This is a genomic window from Streptomyces sp. NPDC024687 (genome assembly GCF_055559055.1).
Genome location: NZ_JBVHLJ010000001.1, coordinates 1139772 through 1156266, shown reverse-complemented (window position 1 = coordinate 1156266; position 16495 = coordinate 1139772). Strand labels below are relative to the sequence as shown.

The window sequence follows — 16495 nt, the reverse complement described above, 5'->3', positions numbered from 1 at the left end:
CGACCCTAACCGTGGTGCGGGAGGCCCGTCGCCTCGTTTTCGGCGGTACGGCCCCGCAGTCCGGCGGCTTTTGCCGCCGTGCCCAGCACCTCCCGCAGCATCTGGGGCGTGAGCTTGCCGGTGAAGGTGTTGCGCTGGCTGACATGGAAGCAGCCGAAGAGTTCCAGGCCGTCGAGCGGGAGGCGCGCCCCGTGTCCGAAGACGGGCCGCGGCCGGGGCACGCTCCAGCCGGCCTCCGCGAATGCGGGCAGCGCGGCCTGCCAGCCGAAGGCGCCGAGCACGACCACGGTACGGAGCGTGGGCCGCAGCAGGTTCAGCTCCTGGACGAGCCAGGGCCGGCAGGTGTCGCGCTCGCCGGGGGTGGGCTTGTTGGCGGGCGGGGCGCAGTGCACGGGCGAGGTGACCCGCACGCCGTACAGCTCCAGTCCGTCGTCCGCGGTCAGGGCGGTCGGCTGCGAGGCGAGCCCGATGTCGTACAGCGCCTGGTACAGCACGTCCCCGGAACGGTCTCCGGTGAACATCCGCCCGGTACGGTTCCCGCCGTGCGCGGCCGGAGCGAGCCCGACGATCAGCATCCGCGCGTCCGCCGGGCCGAAGCCGGGCACCGGCCGCCCCCAGTACGTCCAGTCGGCGAACGCGGCCCGCTTGGTCCGGGCCACCTCCTCCCGCCACTCGACCAACCGCGGGCAGGCACGGCAGCCCGAGATCCGACGGTCGAGATCGGCCAGCGCGTCCATGGCCCTACGGTACGGGCAGGTCGCCGGGGCGGTGGCAGGGGTGGCCGGGGCAATGGTGGCCGGGGCAGTGCTGGTCGGGCCGTACGACGGACACCGCCCCGGAAAACCCACCCGGCGCACACGGCCCCGGGTACTAAGGTCGGAGCCATGGCTGTGGAACCTACGGACGACAACGAGACCGGTGGGACGGGCCAGGCCGGCACGACGGCCGACGGTCCCGGAGCGAACGCCGTCGACCCGGACCCCAAGATCGCCGCCGCCGTCGCCGCCGCGGAGGCCGCCGGGCCGCAGAACGGCGAGGCCGTGCGGATCGACAGCTGGATCTGGTCCGTACGCCTGGCCAAGACCCGTTCCGCGGGAGCCACCGCCTGCCGGGGCGGGCATGTGCGCGTGAACGGCGAGCGCGTGAAGCCCGCCCACTCCCTGCGCGTCGGCGACGAGGTCCGGGTCCGGCAGGAGGGCTGGGAACGGGTCGTCATCGTCAAGCGCCTGATCCGCAAGCGGGTGGGCGCCCCTGTGGCCGCCCAGTGCTACGTCGACAACTCTCCCCCGCCCCCGCCCCGCGTGGCCGTCGCCCCCGCCGGCATCCGCGACCGCGGCGCGGGCCGCCCGACCAAGCGCGATCGCCGCGAGCTGGAACGCCTGCGCGGCCTCGCGGAAGGCAGCCGCCGGAGCCGCTTCGCCGGACCGGGCGGCCCGGGCGGCCCGAGCAGCCCGAGCGACCTGAGCGGATCCGACGGTCCGGAAGGCGCAGGCGGCTCGGACCCGGCAGGGGCCTCGGACAAGGCACACCGTTCGGGCAGGGGCGGGAACTCAGGCAGAGGCGGGCGCTCCCGCTGAACACGAAGACCGAGCGCCCTGACGGCACCCGGCACCCCGCCACGGTCACCGCACTGAGGCCGGCCCCCTCCCCGAAGGACAGGGCGCCGACCTCAGTGCGGTGACCGTGGAGTCCGCTCTCCTCATGCCCCTCGTCGCACCAGCCGCAGCAGGTCCGCATTGTGCCGACGCCGGACCCAGGCGATCAGGACCAGCGGGACGATCAGGATGAGCGGAGTCGCCGCGTTCTCCCCGTCGAAGTAGGTCAGCTGGACGACGAACGCGCCGACCATCAGCCCGCTGAGCGCCACGGCCGCCACCGACTGCAGCACCGGGATCAACAGGGCGATCCCGCCGGCCAGTTCGAGCACGCCGATGGTGTACATCCCCGCGCTGCCCCAGCCCATCTTGTCGAAGCCCTCGGCCGCCGAGGGGTGCGCGATCAGCTTGGGGAGCGCGCTGGCGATCACGTAGAACAGGGCGAGCACGACCTGCAGGGTGCGCAGGGCGATCCGGGCCCGGCGGCCGCGGGCGGTCGGGGACTCGGCGATGACCGGGGAGGCAGCGGCGGAAGCGGCGGTGTGGGTGACGGGGACGGTGGTCTCGGACATCGGGGTCTCCTGTGGGAAGCGGTCCGTGTTGCTGTCACAGAGGTAGACCCGCGCCCGCACCCGAACTCATCGCCGCCACGCGACCGAATTTTTCCCGCCGACGCCGGGCCTCAGTCCGTCACCGACGGCGGCACCGACACCGGCACTGCCCGCGCCCATATCCGGTCCTCCGTCAGATACCGGTCCACTCTCAGCCCCGCCTCCTCCAGCGCCTCCTCGAACTGTTCCCGCGTCAGGGGACGGGCCCTGAACGTCTGGGTCCAGCTGGCGTCCGGGAAGTCGTACTCCACATGCACCGAGTGGACGCCCTCCGCCACCGGTTCCGACGACACGATCCGCACGGTCAACCCGCTGGGGTCGATCCGCTCGCGCGGCACACGGGTGTGGTAGTCCTCGCCCTCCCGCTGGATCAGCACACAGCCGCCCGCCGCCACATGCCGGGCGCAGGCGCGCAGCATCCGGCGCCGCACGTCCAGGTCGGCGTTGTGCACGAGGAACGACGCGAGCAGCACCACGTCGAACGTCTGGCCCAGGTCGAGGTCCTCGACGGGACCGCATATCGTGCGCGCCCCCCGCACGTGCTCGAGCATCTCGGCGGACTCGTCGACCGCGGTCACCGTGAACCCCCGCTCCAGCAGCGGGCCTGTCATGCGTCCCACGCCACAGCCCAGCTCCAGGATGCTGGCTCCCGCCGGCACCACCCCGGCGATGATCTCCGGTTCGTCTCCCAGGGGCAGTCGCTTGTACAGCTGGACCGCGCATCCGTCCGGGGTGATCGGCCCCGGTCCCGTCCCTTGGTGTCCCGCTCGCATCTTCAGCTCCATGCCCGTCCAACGGCCCGTATCCGCACGGCCGTTCCCCCATCGCACAGGTTCACCCGTCCGAGCTACAAGGGAAACCAGCCGTGCCCGATGTACCAGTGCCGCCCGGCCCGCAGGTGGTCGCCGACGGCCCGCTCCAGCGCGGTCCGCCGCGGCAGGCTCTCGACCGCCAGTTCCGGATCCCCGAACACGAACTGCACGGGCTCCTTGTCCTCCGGCTCCGGGTCCTGGGGGGCCAGCCGGAAACGCTTCTGGAAGCGGACGATGTTGGAGTCGGCGGGCAGGTACTCCTTCAACTGGGGGTCGAGCAGCCAGGAATGGCACAGCGCAGCGCCATAGGGCTCTTCCGGGAAGTGCCGGGCGAAGAACTCGGCGGCCAGGGCCAGCGAGCGATCGCAGGCCTGCGGTGACAGCGGGCCGAGGAAGTCCGGAATGTGCAGGCTCAGACAGGGCGTGCCGGGAGCGAGGTCGAGTCCGGCCGCCCCGAACGTCCGGTTGTTCCACGGCCCGTACCGCGTCCGCTCGTACTGGAGTCGGCCCAGTTGGTACAGCTCGCCCCGCGAGTGCCGGGTCAGCCAGCGCGGTGACTGCACGCCCGCCCTGCCGTACCGCCTGCGGTGCACGGCCATGTTCCGGCCGAGGTCGGCGAGGGTGTGCCAGGACACCTCGGCCGGGATGCCGCGTGAGCGGTGGTACGCGCGCGTGTGGGGCAGCGCCGCCACGAACACGTAGACGGGGAAGCAGCGTTGGAGGGCGCCGGCCGGCCAGTCGAGCTCGGGCAGGACGACCGGGTCGTCGGCCCTGCCCATGTCCCGGACCAGTTCGTCGACGGAGTGTTCGAGAAATCGCCGTAGCTCCGGGTCGTCCATGACCCGTCGGCCCATCCGTACGAGTTCGTTGACGTCCTCATGCGGCACGGCGAGTTCCACCAGCACCTCGGCGAGTTCGTCGGCGTCCGGAAGCATGCGGTGACCCCTCTTCGGCCCTTTGGTCAACGTCCGTTCCGAAGAGTACGTTGCAAAGGAGGAGTGGTGATCTCGATGCGTACGGGCAGTGAGCCGACGACCGCGCGCAGTGCACTGCGGGCGCGGTTCTGGCTGAGCGTGTGGGGGCTGGTCTGGGCGGTCTTCGGCACCGTCGCGTTCGCGCTGGCGGGCCGCCCCGGGTGGGCCGTCGCCTGCGGAGTGCTCTGGCTGGTGATCACCGTCGACACGACGATGATCCTCCGGCACATCCGTCAGGGCCCGCACTACCAGCCGGGCCCCGACATCCCGCCGTACCGGCCGCCGGAGAGCCGCCGCCACTAGGGCCTTCTGACGGATCTGCGCGGCGTCGCGACGCCCGGCATGCGCGCACGCCGCACGCCTGTCGCGCGCACCGAACGCCGCTCCGTCTTCCAGAAGGGCCCTGGTCGCTGCGGACAGCGGCCGAGCCGCCACGTCACGGCAACCGGTCAGGAGTCGAAGCCTGCCGCCTTCAGGAACTCCGGCTTCGGGTCCAGGGCGGCCGCCAGCCGGAAGTGCCGCCTGGCCTGGTCGGGCCGACCTTGCCGCTCATAGGTGCGGGCGAGCGCGAAGTGGGCGAAGGCGTTGTCCGGCTCGCGCTCCAGGACGATGGCGAACTCCAGCTCGGCGGGGCGCAGTTGCGCGGCGGCGAAGAAGGCCCGCGCGCGCAGCAGCCGGGCCGCGGTGTTCTCCGGGTGGGCGGCGATGACGGAGTCGAGCAGCTTCACCGCGCCCCGCGGGTCCCGCGCGGAGAGCAACTGCTCGGCTGCGCGGTAGTCGATGACATGCGTCTCCGGAGTACGTCCGGTCGATCCGCTGGTCTCGGGCACGGCACAGTCCTTCCCTCACTGGAAGGGTTCAACGCCCGCAGTGGGGGACGCTATTCCTGAGACGTCCGGGAGGCGCGAGTCCGGCGCAGGAGATCACCCCACACCTCCTGCACGCGTCGGCGCAGCTCTTCCAGGGGTACGTCGTTGTCGATCACGATGTCCGCGATCTCCAGGCGCTTCTCGCGGGTCGCCTGGGCGGCCATACGCGCGCGTGCGTCCTGTTCGGTCATGCCGCGCAGCCCGACGAGCCGGTGGAGCTGGGTCTCGGGGCTCGCGTCGACGACGACGACGAGGTCGTAGAGGGGCGCGAGGGCGTTCTCCGTGAGGAGCGGGACGTCGTGGACGACGACGGCGTCCTCGGCGGCGGCTGATTCGAGCTCGCGGGAGCGGGCGCCCACCAGGGGATGCACGATCGAGTTCAGCACGGCGAGCCGGTCCGAGTCGGCGAAGACGATGGAGCCCAGCCTGGGACGGTCGAGGCTGCCGTCCTCGGCGAGTACGTCCTCGCCGAAGGCCTGCACGACCGCGGCGAGGCCGGGCGTGCCCGGCGCGACGACCTCGCGCGCGATGCGGTCCGCGTCGATCAGGACGGCGCCGTGCTCCACGAGCAGCTTCGACACCTCGCTCTTGCCGGCGCCGATACCGCCGGTCAGGCCCACCTTCAGCATGACCGGAAGCCTAGACGTTCCCCGCGCGTCAGTTGTCGCCTTCGCGTTCCGCCAGGAAGCGCTCGAACTCGAGCCCGATCTCGTCCGCCGACGGAATGTCCACGGGCTCTGCGAGCATGTTGCCCCTGGTCTCCGCGCCGGCCGCCGCGTCGTACTGGTGCTCCAGTCCCTGGACGAGGGCCACGAGGTCCTCGTCGCCCTCCTGGATCTGGCGCTCGATCTCGGTCTGGGTGCGGTGGGCGTCGGTGCGCAGGGCGTGGGCGATGCCGGGCAGGACCATGCCGGTGGCGGCCGTGATGGCCTCCAGGACGGTCAGGGCCGCGTCCGGGTAGGTCGAGCGCGCGATGTAGTGCGGGACGTGTGCCGCGACGCCCAGGACGTCGTGGCCGGCCTCCATGAGCCGGTACTCGACCAGGGCCTCGGCGCTGCCGGGCACCTGGGCCTCCTCGAAGGGGCTGCGGTGACCGGGGACGAGGTCGTGACGGTTGCCGTGCGGGGTGAGGCCCACGGGTCGGGTGTGCGGGACGCCCATGGGGATGCCGTGGAAGTTCACCGACAGCCGGACGCCGAGCCGTTCCACGATCTGCTGGACGGCCGCGGCGAAACGCTCCCACTCCACGTCCGGCTCCGGGCCCGACAGCAGCAGGAAGGGCGCTCCGGTGGCGTCCTGGACGAGCCGCACGTCGATCGTGGGCTCCTCGTAGTCCGTCCAGCGGTCGCGCTTGAAGGTGAGCAGCGGACGGCGGGCGCGGTAGTCCACGAGCCGGTCGTGGTCGAACCGGGCCACGACCTGGTTCGGCAGCGTGTCGAGCAGCCGGTCGACGATCTGGTCGCCGGTCTCGCCCGCGTCGATGTATCCGTCGAAGTGGTAGAGCATGACCAAGCCGGCCGACTCCTGGGCGAGCGCCATGTCTACGACGGCGAGGCCCTTGGGCTCCCATGCGTACAAACCCTGCGGATCAAGCACTGTGACCGCTCCTCCTCGTGTTCATACGCTTCAACGCGCCCTGGAACAGCGGCATTCCCACCCGAGCGCTTGATCAGGCCATCTCTTACGCCCTTTTCATGACCGGCCGTCGGACAAACACTGAGGGACCGTACCCCGAAAGGTACGGCCCCTCAGTCAAGAGCTACTGCTCAGTGGGCGTTCAGCTCTGTCCACCCGCCAGCTTCTCGCGGAGCGCGGCGAGCGCCTCGTCCGAAGCCAGCGCGCCGGAGGTGTCCGCACCCTCGGAGGAGTACGAACTGCCACCGCCACCGCTGCTCGCGGCCGGAGCCGCACCAGCGGCGTCCCCGCCCTCGGCGGCAGCAGCCGCGTCGGCCTCGCGGGACTTGATGACCTGCTGCTGGTGCTGCTCGAAGCGGGTCTGCGCCTCGGCGTACTGGTTCTCCCACACCTCACGCTGGGACTCGTAGCCCTCGAGCCAGTCGTTGGTCTCGGGGTCGAAGCCCTCGGGGTAGATGTAGTTGCCCTGGTCGTCGTACGACGCGGCCATGCCGTACAGGGTCGGGTCGAACTCGACCGACGCCGGGTCCGAACCAAAGGCCTCGTTGGCCTGCTTCAGCGAGAGGCTGATGCGACGGCGCTCGAGGTCGATGTCGATGACCTTGACGAAGATCTCGTCGTTGACCTGGACGACCTGCTCCGGGATCTCCACGTGGCGCTCGGCCAGCTCGGAGATGTGGACCAGACCCTCGATGCCCTCGTCCACGCGGACGAACGCACCGAACGGAACCAGCTTCGTGACCTTGCCGGGCACGACCTGGCCGATCTGGTGCGTGCGGGCGAACTGCTGCCACGGGTCTTCCTGGGTCGCCTTCAGCGACAGGGAGACACGCTCGCGGTCCATGTCGACGTCGAGAACCTCGACGGTGACTTCCTGGCCGACCTCGACAACCTCGGAGGGGTGGTCGATGTGCTTCCAGGAGAGCTCGGAGACGTGAACCAGACCGTCGACGCCACCGAGGTCCACGAACGCACCGAAGTTGACGATCGAGGAGACGACGCCGGAGCGGACCTGGCCCTTCTGCAGGGTCGTGAGGAACGTCTGGCGAACCTCGGACTGGGTCTGCTCGAGCCAGGCACGGCGGGACAGGACCACGTTGTTGCGGTTCTTGTCCAGCTCGATGATCTTGGCCTCGAGCTCCTTGCCCACGTAAGGCTGGAGGTCGCGAACGCGGCGCATCTCGACGAGGGAGGCCGGCAGGAAGCCACGGAGGCCGATGTCGAGGATGAGACCACCCTTGACGACCTCGATGACGGTACCGGTGACGATGCCGTCTTCTTCCTTGATCTTCTCGATGGTGCCCCAGGCACGCTCGTACTGGGCGCGCTTCTTCGAGAGGATCAGGCGGCCTTCCTTGTCCTCCTTCTGGAGAACAAGGGCCTCGATCTCATCGCCCACGGCGACGACCTCGTTGGGGTCGACGTCGTGCTTGATGGAGAGCTCGCGGCTCGGGATAACGCCTTCGGTCTTGTAACCGATGTCGAGCAGGACCTCGTCCCGGTCGACCTTCACGATGACGCCGTCGACGATGTCGCCGTCGTTGAAGTACTTGATCGTCTCGTCGATCGCGGCGAGGAAGGCTTCCTCGTTACCGATGTCGTTGACCGCTACCTGCGGAGTGGTAGAGGTGGTCTCGGTGCTGCTCGTCATGTGGGAAAGGGCTCCGGTACGGACAGTGAGTCGTAGGTACTGCTTACGCCGGGAGCCTGTTTCGCTCTGAAGAAGCCGGACAGCCAAGGAAGCGCCACACAAACTTACTGGTGGCGCCTCGAAAACCGAGGGGACATACAACAGATGCGAGCGCAGCCTGCTACGTCTGAGGAGCGCAGGCCCGCAGCGCAACTTGTAGCATACGGGGGCAGCCAGGCAGGGTCAATGCGCGAAGGCGCACACCCGGGGCGGATCGCCGCATACCCGGCACAAAACCTGTCTCACGAGGCCACGCACGCGTGACGGCGCCCCATTTATGACGGCCGTCACGACGGGTCGGCCGGAAGAGCCGCAGACTAATACGAGGGAGCCGATCATCCAAGAGCCCGCATCACACCCGCAGGAGTCCGGCCCGGACGCCAAGTCGCAGGCCACCCGCCGCGACGCGAACATCACCGAGAGTGTCCGGGCCAACCGGGGCTGGTGGGACCGCAACGCCGACGACTACCAGGTCGAGCACGGCACGTTCCTCGGCGACGACCGTTTCGTGTGGGGCCCCGAGGGCCTCGACGAGGTGGAGGCCGAGCTGCTGGGCCCGCCCGAGGACCTCAAGGGCAGGGACGTCCTGGAGATCGGCGCCGGCGCCGCCCAGTGCGCGCGCTGGCTGGCCGAGCAGGGTGCTCGCCCGGTCGCCCTCGACATCTCCCACCGCCAGCTCCAGCACGCCCTGCGCATCGGTACGTCCTTCCCCCTGGTGTGCGCCGACGCCGGCGCGCTCCCCTTCGCGGACGGCTCCTTCGACCTGGCGTGCTCGGCGTACGGCGCGCTGCCCTTCGTCGCCGACCCGGTACTGGTCCTGAAGGAGGTGCGCCGCGTCCTGCGCCCGGGCGGCCGCCTCGTCTTCTCGGTGACCCACCCCATCCGCTGGGCCTTCCCGGACGAGCCCGGCCCCGAGGGCCTGTCCGTCTCCGCCTCCTACTTCGACCGCACGCCCTACGTCGAACAGGACGAGGAGGGCCGCGCGGTCTACGTCGAGCACCACCGCACGATCGGCGACCGGGTCCGTGACGTGGTGGCCGGCGGCTTCCGCCTGGTCGACCTGGTGGAGCCGGAGTGGCAGGTCTGGAACACCTCGGAGTGGGGCGGCTGGTCCCCGTTGCGCGGGAACCTGATCCCCGGGACCGCGATCTTCGTGTGCGAGCGCGACTGAGGCACTCCGGCGGTCGTACGACACTGGGGGCGTGATCCGTTACGACGCCCTGGACTCCCTTCCCGTACGCGGCGCCCTGCCGGCGCTGGACGACGCCCTGGAAGGACACGGCACGGCCGTCCTCGTCGCCCCACCCGGCACCGGCAAGACGACCCTCGTCCCGCTGGTCCTCGCGGGCCTGCTGGACTCCGGCGCACCCGCGCGGACGGTCGTCGTCGCCGAACCCCGCCGTATCGCCGCCCGCGCGGCCGCCCGGCGGATGGCGTGGCTGCTGGGCGAGAAGGTCGGCGCGAGCGTCGGCTACACCGTGCGCGGCGAGCGGGTGGTCGGGCCGCACGCGCGCGTGGAGGTCGTCACGACGGGTGTGCTGCTCCAGCGGCTCCAGCGCGACCAGGAGCTGACGGGTGTCGACGTGGTGGTGCTCGACGAGTGCCACGAGCGGCACCTGGACGCGGACACGACGGCGGCCTTCCTGTGGGACGTACGGCAGGCTCTGCGGCCGGAGCTGCGGCTGGTGGCCGCGTCCGCGACGACCGACGCACAGGGGTGGGCGCGGTTGCTGGGCGACGCGCCCGTGGTCGAGGCGGCGGGTGTCGCGCATCCGGTGGAGGTCGTGTGGGTGCCCCCGACGCGTCCCGTACGCCCGCCGCACGGCATGCGGGTCGATCCCGCGCTGCTCACGCATGTGGCGTCGGTGGTACGACGGGCGCTCTCGGAGCGGGCGGGAGATGTGCTGTGCTTCCTGCCGGGCGTGGGCGAGATCGCGCGCGTGGCCGGGCAGCTGGGCGCTCTCGGTGACGTGGAGGTGCTCCAGGTGCACGGGCGGGCGCCGGCGGCCGTACAGGACGCGGTGCTGGCGGGCGGGGAGCGGCGCCGGGTGGTGCTGGCGACCGCCGTGGCCGAGTCGTCCCTGACCGTGCCCGGGGTGCGGGTGGTCGTCGACTCGGGGCTCGCGCGGGAGCCGCGGGTCGACCATGCGCGCGGGTTGAGCGCGCTCGCGACCGTGCGGGCCTCGCAGGCTGCCGGGCGGCAGCGGGCGGGACGGGCCGGGCGGGAGGCGCCGGGTGCGGTGTACCGGTGCTGGGCGGAGGCCGAGGACGCCCGGTTGCCGCGTTTCCCGTCGCCGGAGATCAAGGTCGCCGACCTGACGGCGTTCGCCCTGCAGGTGGCCTGCTGGGGCGATCCGGACGCGTCCGGGCTCGCCCTGCTGGATCCGCCACCGGGCGGGGCGATGGCGGCCGCGCGGGCCGTGCTCACGGCCGTGGGAGCGGTGGACGCGGACGGCCGGGCGACCGAGCGGGGGGCGCGGCTGGCCCGCCTGGGCCTGCATCCCCGGCTGGGACGGGCGCTGCTGGACACCTCCGGCGCGGGCGCCGAGGCAGTCGCACTGCTGTCGGAGGAGCCGCCCAGGGAGTACGGCGACGACCTGGCGGCCGCCGTACGGACCGCTCGGCGGGGCGGCGGCGCCTACGCGGGACGGTGGCGGGCGGAGGTGCGGCGGCTGCGGTCCGCCTCGACGCGGTTCACCGGGGCGGACACCGGCGGCGAGGGTCTCGTCGCCGCGCTCGCCTTCCCCGAGCGGGTCGCCAGGGCCGACTCGGGCTCCTACCTCATGGCCTCCGGCACCCGCGCCGAACTCTCCGAAGGCTCCCCGCTCCGGGGCTCGCCCTGGATCGCGGTGGCCGTGGCGGACCGGCCCCTGGGAAAGGGACACGCGCGTGTGCGGCTCGCCGCCGTGATCGACGAGGACACGGCCCGGACGGCCGCCGCGTCCCTGTACTCCGAGCGACAGGAGGTGCACTGGGCGGACGGGGACGTCGTGGCCCGCCGGGTGGAGCGGCTCGGCGCGATCGAGCTCGCGGTACGGCCGCTGAAGGACGCGGACCCCGCCCTCGTACGCGAGGCCCTGCTCGAAGGGCTCCGCCAGGAAGGGCTACGGCTGCTGCGGTGGACACCCGACGCGGACGTCCTGCGGCAGCGGCTGGCGTTTTTGCGCCATCACCTCGGCGACCCGTGGCCCGACGTCTCCGCTGACGCGCTCCACGCGCGCGTGGACGAATGGCTGGAGCCCGAGCTGAGCCGTGCCCGCCGACGGGCCGACCTGGCGCGCATCGACGCCGGCCAGGCACTGCAAAGGCTCCTGCCCTGGGCCTCCGGCGAGGCCACGCGTCTGGACGAGCTGGCGCCCGAACGGATCGCCGTACCGAGCGGGTCCAGAATCCGGATCGACTACGGCACGCCCGAACAGCCCGTCCTGGCGGTGAAGTTGCAGGAGATGTTCGGGCTGCAGGAGTCGCCCCGGATCGCCGGGGTGCCGCTTCTGGTCCATCTCCTGTCCCCCGCCGGGCGCCCCGCCGCGGTCACCGCCGACCTCGCCTCCTTCTGGAAGGACGGCTACAAGGGCGTGCGGGCGGAGCTGCGCGGCCGGTATCCGAAGCATCCGTGGCCGGAGGATCCGGCGGGCGCCGAGCCGACCCGGTACACCAGCGCGCGGCTCAGGCGGTGACCGGTTCGGGTTCGTCGACCTCGGCGGGGACCGGGCGGCGGCCGCGGGCTTCGAGCAGCAGCGCGAGCGCCAGCAGCAGGACGCCCAGGATCAGGAAGCCCCACGGCAGGTAGGAGGTCATGAGGAGGACGAGGGTGCGGTTCGACTTGACCAGGTCGACCGTGTGCCTGATGTAGTCCTCGCGCATCTTCACGTCGCCGGCGAAGACCGTCACCTTGTCGCGGCCGCCGAGCAGGGTGCCGCCGCGCAGTTCCTCCTTGTGGAGTTCCTCGCCGTAGACGGGGGCGCCGGTGAGGGGTTCGACCCAGAACTTGCGGACCGTGGTGTACCAGCGCGTGGTGCCGGTCTTGGCGAGGGACTGGGGGGTGATGCCCTGGACCGGCATGGTTTTCGGGAAGGGCACCTTGGTCCAGGGGATGGTCTGCTCGAAGTAGTAGACGTCGACGCCGCGGAAGTTCTGGGTGCCCTTGTAGTGGATGGGGGCCGTGGTGCGGGCCTGGGCGTCGAAGTACTGGTAGTCCCGTTTCTCGGTGAGGAAGGGCCACTTGAACTCGATGCCCTCGCGCTTGACGGGGTCGCCGTCGACCGACTCGCCGGTGGCGTGGACGGGATCCTGGGTGTGGGCGTCGAAGATGTAGCGCTCGGGGACCTTGGAGACCATCTTGCCGTCGGGCCCGACGACGTAGGACAGGCCGTCCCAGACGACGATGTCCTTCCCGGCCGTCTTCTCGATCTTCTCCGAGGCCTCCACGTTGCCCTTGAGGGTCTGCACGATGGTGATCTTGGGGACCTTCTTCGCCTTCAGTCCGTCGTTGTAGTCGATGAGGGTCGCGTCCCTGGCCTCCAGGACCATGTCCTGGTACTGGTTCGCGGGGACCTTGGCCAGGCGCGGGAAGGCGTACCAGCGCAGCAGCGGGGACAGCGCCGCGAAGAACACGGCGAGGGCGAGCAGGACCAGGCTGGTCTTGCGGCGCATCTCGGCCTCCCGAGCGGACGGTTACGGGTGTGCGGGCACCGTGGTCAGCAGCGGCTTGGGGGATGTCCCGCCGGCCGGCGTGCCCAGCGCGGTGATCGTGAGGACCAGCGCGAACGCGAGGGCGAGGCCGGTCACGGCGGCGATCAGGGCGCGCATGTCTGCCTCCCGGCGGGCGGGAACTGATACATCGTCAGGTCCGGCACCGTAGCAACGCCCGGGCGAGATGAGAACAGCTCGTACACGCACGGAGGGCGCCTTGTCCGCCGTAGCGGAGAAGACGCCCTCCGGGGTGTGGGTCTCGCGCCCTACGAACTGGCGCTCGCGCTCGGCGAGGGGCTCGCGGAGGTCTCCGTGACCGCCGCCACCGTCAGCGTCACGTCGAGCGTCGCGCCGCCCGCGGTGGTGATGCGGAGCACGAAAGTGCCGGTGGTGTCGTCGGCGTAGAGCTGCGGCAGCTTCAGCAGGCCGTCCGCGTCCGTGGTGAGGCCCGTCAGGGTGCGGACGGTCTTGCCGTCGGCGTCCTTGAAGTAGGGGCCCTTGTCGTTCGCGGTCGCGTCGTCGGCCGACTTGATCAGGGTGGCGGTAGCGGTGACCTTGTCGGCGACGGCGTCCTTGTAGGTGGCCTTGAGCTGGACCGCGTCGGCGAACTGGCCGCCGGGGACGCACGTCAGGGCGGTGTCGCCGGTGCGCACGAGGGTGTCGGCGACGCGCTGGGTGACGGTGGCCGTGTAGTCCGGGCCGGTGACGGTACGGCCGATGAGGGCGGCGCGGACCGTGAAGGTGCCGGTGGTCTCGCCCGCCTGGAGCGCGGGCGCGGTGGCCACACCGGAGCTGCCCGTCAGCGCGGTGGCGACCTTCTCGCCGCCGGTGAAGGTGGCGTCGGTGTCGCCGACGATCGTGAAGCGGATCCGGACCTTGGCGACGCCCTTGCCCGCGGCGTTCTCCGCCTTGGTGCTGATCTGCCCGGCGAACGCGTCGCCCGCCATGGCGGTGAGCTTCGCGGTGCCCGAGTCCTCCAGGTGGTCCACGGACTGGGTGGGAGTGACCGGGGTCGTCGGGGGCGGAGTGGTGGGGTTCCCCGACGGGGGCGGGGTCGTGGACGGCGGGGTGGTCGACGGCGGGGTCGGGCTCGGCGAGCCGGGCCTGCCCGGCTTCGACGGGTGCGGCGTCGAGGGCGGCGACGGCGAGGAGTACGAACCCCCGCTGCTGCCGTTGCCGTTGCTGCCGTCGCTGCGGCTGTCCGGGATCGTGCCGGTGCCGTCGGGGACCTCGTAGGTGCCCTTGCGGTAGTACTCCAGCCACGACAGGACCGTGTTCACGTAGTGCCGCGAGGGGTTGTAGCTGAGGATCGCGCTGTCCAGGTCGCCGCTGTCCGACAGGTCCCAGCCGTTGCGGCACAGGTAGTGACCGGTGGCGAGAGCGGCGTCGTAAATGTTGTTCGGGTCCTTCACCCCGTCGCCGTTGCCGTCACGACCGGCCCACGCCCAGGTGGACGGGATGAACTGCATGGGCCCGACGGCCGAGTCGTAGGCGCTGTCACCGTCGTAGGCACCGTTGTCGGTGTCCCGGATGAGTTCGAAGCCGTTGCCGTCGAGCTGCGGGCCGAGGATCTTGGAGGTCGTGGTGCCGTCGGCGTCGACGCGGCCGCCGCGGGCCTGGCCCGACTCGACCTGCCCGATGGCGGCGAGGAGTTGCCAGGGCAGGTTGCAGCCGGGCTTGGACTCCTGGAGTTCGGCCGCGGCCTGCTTGTAGGCGGCGAGGACGGTCGCGGGTATGCCCGCCTCTGACTCCACCGGAGAGATGGTCGGGGCGGTGCCGTCGGTCGGCGCGGGGCTCGGGGTGTTCAGCGGTGGCAGGTCCGTGTAGTACGGCGAGTTGCCGGTGGCGCCGCCGTCACCGGTGGCCGCGTCGGGCGAGGGCTGGGCGTCGGCGGCGGTCGATCTGCCGTTGTCGTCGACCGTGGCCCCCGGGGCCTGGGAGGCGGACAGTGCCGCGACCGCGGCCGCGGCCACGGCGGTGGTCACCGCTCCCTTGCGCAGCCTCCTGCCGAATTGCGCCGCCATAAAGTGAACCCCTCCTGTGGACGCCCGAGCGCCCTTGTCCGTCTGTCGCTCTCGTCCGGTTGAGACAGTCGAGCCACCCTGGAGGTTGCCCCTGTGACGCACGGCAATTCCTGATTCGCACGTCGGACCGAGCTCCCCAGCGCGGTGACCCGTGTGACCCTACGACAACTTCCTTTTCGCGGACACCGGTTCGTGCCCGGTATTCACCGGTTGGCCATGTTCGATCGCTGCGGGTCCGCGTCGCTCATACTGGACGGGACCGACCACCCGGGCCGCCGCCCGCCCAACAGCCGCCGCGAGGAGCCCCGTTGCCGTTCACCCTGAGCCATGCGGCGGCGGTACTGCCCGCGGTGCGCACCGACGGAACGGGCCGGGGCCGACTGGTTCCGGCCGTGCTCGTGGCCGGATCCTTCTCGCCCGACATGACCTATTACGCGGCAAATGTCGTTCCGGGGGCGATGGGCTTCGGCACCGTCACACACTCCTTCCCGGGCGTCTTCACGATCGATGTGCTCGTCGCCTGGGCACTGGTGGGCCTGTGGCTGCTCCTGCGAGAGCCGCTGGTGGCCCTGCTGCCCCGAAGGCGACAGGGCAGCGTGGCGACGCTCCTGCGCTGCGGGGTGCCACGCGCGCGCGTGAGTACGGGTCTGGTCGCACGGTGGTACGTCTCCGCCGCTCTGGGGGCCCTGACCCATGTCGTGTGGGACGCGTTCACGCATCACGACCGATGGGGGATGCGGCTGTTCCCGGTCCTCGGCCGGGAGCTGGCCGGGTCCCCTCTGTACTGGTATCTGCAGTACGGCGGTTCGGCGCTGGCCGCGGTGGTGATCGCCGCGTTCTGCGCGCACGCGCTGCGCCGGGCGCCCTGGGTGGCCGAGCCACCCGGTGTCCCCGTGCTGTCGGTGCGGGACAGGTGGTGGGCCGTGGCCGTGATCGGCGGGTGCGTGACGGTGGGCGCGCTGCGGCGGGTTTCGCAGTGGTGGGCGTACTGGGGCTCCACCGCGAAGCCCTGGGAACTGATCCCGACTCTCTGCTTCGGCGCGGGCGCCGGCCTGGTGCTCGGAATAGTGCTCTACGCCGCGGGGGTCAGGCTGTGGCGCCCGGCCCCGGCGTCCGACGCCCGGGAAGAGGCCGGTCTCCCGCTCGCTCGCTGACGGCGTCCACGGCCGCGATGAACACTGTCATGGTGGGCATCGGACGGGACCGGGGCAGCAGGGTGAGGGCGAGAGCGAGGTAACTGAGGGCCAGCTCGGCCCACTGGGCGGCGTCCCGTTCTGTGGCGGCGTGACGCAGGGTGGTGAGGCGGACCCTGCCTCGCGTCCGGCGCAGGAGTGTCGCCAGGTCGAAGGGGATGCGGGCGGTGCTTGCGGCGGCCGCGTGGGCCGGAACCGGGGATCGTCGCCCGGCCGGGGCCTTGTCGGCGTGCGCCTGTGCCTGCGTCCGTCCGGGACCCGCCCGGCGGTGAAGCATGCGTATACCCATGACGGCATCCTGGCCGGGGGCCGGGGCGGGGGCGCGGTTGCGGGGGCCACGCGAGTGACGAACGCTGCGGTGGGCTTGGGCGGGGCGGGTATCGGGGTGCCGGGTCCGGTT

Annotated in this window: 16 protein-coding genes; 5 read left to right on the top strand and 11 right to left on the bottom strand. The window is 71.5% G+C overall.

Annotation, left to right across the window (positions count from 1 at the left end; genetic code table 11):
* Positions 1-5: 5 nt before the first annotated feature.
* A complete protein-coding gene (locus ACZ39I_RS05135) occupies positions 6-737 on the bottom strand; it encodes a uracil-DNA glycosylase (protein WP_467242884.1) in 732 nt (243 codons plus the stop codon).
* 147 nt (positions 738-884) lie between these two features.
* On the opposite strand from ACZ39I_RS05135, the gene ACZ39I_RS05130 reads away from it, so the two are divergent.
* Complete coding sequence (locus ACZ39I_RS05130; RefSeq protein ID WP_467242883.1) at positions 885-1577, top strand: RNA-binding S4 domain-containing protein; 693 nt, start codon at positions 885-887, stop codon at positions 1575-1577.
* Between the two features lie 122 nt (positions 1578-1699).
* Here the strand turns inward: ACZ39I_RS05130 and ACZ39I_RS05125 are convergent, their stop codons facing one another.
* The 3 genes from ACZ39I_RS05125 to ACZ39I_RS05115 all read right to left on the bottom strand — a co-directional run bounded on the left by ACZ39I_RS05125 (position 1700) and on the right by ACZ39I_RS05115 (position 3953).
* On the bottom strand, positions 1700-2167 hold the full coding sequence (locus ACZ39I_RS05125; protein ID WP_467242882.1) for a DoxX family protein: 468 nt from the start codon (positions 2165-2167) through the stop codon (positions 1700-1702).
* A 110-nt stretch (positions 2168-2277) separates the two neighbouring features.
* Positions 2278-2991 (bottom strand): class I SAM-dependent methyltransferase, encoded by a 714-nt coding sequence (locus ACZ39I_RS05120; protein WP_467242881.1) that lies wholly within the window; start codon positions 2989-2991, stop codon positions 2278-2280.
* Between the two features lie 62 nt (positions 2992-3053).
* Positions 3054-3953, bottom strand: a complete 900-nt coding sequence (locus tag ACZ39I_RS05115) for an acyltransferase domain-containing protein (RefSeq protein ID WP_467242880.1) — start codon at positions 3951-3953, stop codon at positions 3054-3056.
* A 75-nt stretch (positions 3954-4028) separates the two neighbouring features.
* On the opposite strand from ACZ39I_RS05115, the gene ACZ39I_RS05110 reads away from it, so the two are divergent.
* On the top strand, positions 4029-4295 hold the full coding sequence (locus ACZ39I_RS05110; RefSeq protein WP_467243322.1) for a DUF6343 family protein: 267 nt from the start codon (positions 4029-4031) through the stop codon (positions 4293-4295).
* Positions 4296-4441: 146 nt separating this feature from the next.
* On the opposite strand, the gene ACZ39I_RS05105 is transcribed toward ACZ39I_RS05110, so the two are convergent.
* From ACZ39I_RS05105 to rpsA, 4 genes are all read right to left on the bottom strand, one after another.
* Entirely contained in the window at positions 4442-4822 is a 381-nt protein-coding gene (locus tag ACZ39I_RS05105; RefSeq protein ID WP_467242879.1) for a tetratricopeptide repeat protein, read from the bottom strand.
* A 50-nt stretch (positions 4823-4872) separates the two neighbouring features.
* Positions 4873-5490 (bottom strand): dephospho-CoA kinase, encoded by a 618-nt coding sequence (coaE, locus tag ACZ39I_RS05100; RefSeq protein WP_467242878.1) that lies wholly within the window; start codon positions 5488-5490, stop codon positions 4873-4875.
* A 28-nt stretch (positions 5491-5518) separates the two neighbouring features.
* The gene (locus tag ACZ39I_RS05095) at positions 5519-6457 is read right to left on the bottom strand and encodes a PAC2 family protein (RefSeq protein ID WP_352382700.1); all 939 of its coding nucleotides are present in this window, start codon (positions 6455-6457) and stop codon (positions 5519-5521) included.
* A 181-nt stretch (positions 6458-6638) separates the two neighbouring features.
* The gene (gene rpsA, locus ACZ39I_RS05090) at positions 6639-8147 is read right to left on the bottom strand and encodes a 30S ribosomal protein S1 (RefSeq protein ID WP_467242877.1); all 1509 of its coding nucleotides are present in this window, start codon (positions 8145-8147) and stop codon (positions 6639-6641) included.
* Positions 8148-8463: 316 nt separating this feature from the next.
* On the opposite strand from rpsA, the gene ACZ39I_RS05085 reads away from it, so the two are divergent.
* Together ACZ39I_RS05085 and hrpB are read left to right on the top strand one after the other, a co-directional pair.
* Positions 8464-9357 (top strand): class I SAM-dependent methyltransferase, encoded by an 894-nt coding sequence (locus ACZ39I_RS05085; RefSeq protein WP_467242876.1) that lies wholly within the window; start codon positions 8464-8466, stop codon positions 9355-9357.
* Between the two features lie 31 nt (positions 9358-9388).
* The gene (gene hrpB, locus ACZ39I_RS05080) at positions 9389-11863 is read left to right on the top strand and encodes an ATP-dependent helicase HrpB (protein WP_467242875.1); all 2475 of its coding nucleotides are present in this window, start codon (positions 9389-9391) and stop codon (positions 11861-11863) included.
* On the opposite strand, the gene pgfA is transcribed toward hrpB, so the two are convergent.
* The 3 genes from pgfA to ACZ39I_RS05065 form a co-directional block, all read right to left on the bottom strand.
* Positions 11853-12839, bottom strand: coding sequence for a cell envelope lipid trafficking protein PgfA (pgfA, locus tag ACZ39I_RS05075; protein WP_467242874.1), 987 nt, complete (start codon positions 12837-12839; stop codon positions 11853-11855). The genes hrpB and pgfA overlap by 11 nt on opposite strands.
* Positions 12840-12860: 21 nt before the next feature.
* Entirely contained in the window at positions 12861-12995 is a 135-nt protein-coding gene (locus tag ACZ39I_RS05070; protein ID WP_352382709.1) for an SPW_0924 family protein, read from the bottom strand.
* Positions 12996-13144: 149 nt separating this feature from the next.
* Positions 13145-14902 carry a lytic transglycosylase domain-containing protein gene (locus ACZ39I_RS05065; protein ID WP_467242873.1) on the bottom strand — a complete coding sequence of 586 codons (1758 nt, stop codon included), beginning with the start codon at positions 14900-14902 and terminating at the stop codon, positions 13145-13147.
* Positions 14903-15210: 308 nt separating this feature from the next.
* On the opposite strand from ACZ39I_RS05065, the gene ACZ39I_RS05060 reads away from it, so the two are divergent.
* Positions 15211-16056 (top strand): DUF4184 family protein, encoded by an 846-nt coding sequence (locus ACZ39I_RS05060; protein ID WP_467242872.1) that lies wholly within the window; start codon positions 15211-15213, stop codon positions 16054-16056.
* The last annotated feature ends 439 nt before the right edge of the window (positions 16057-16495 follow it).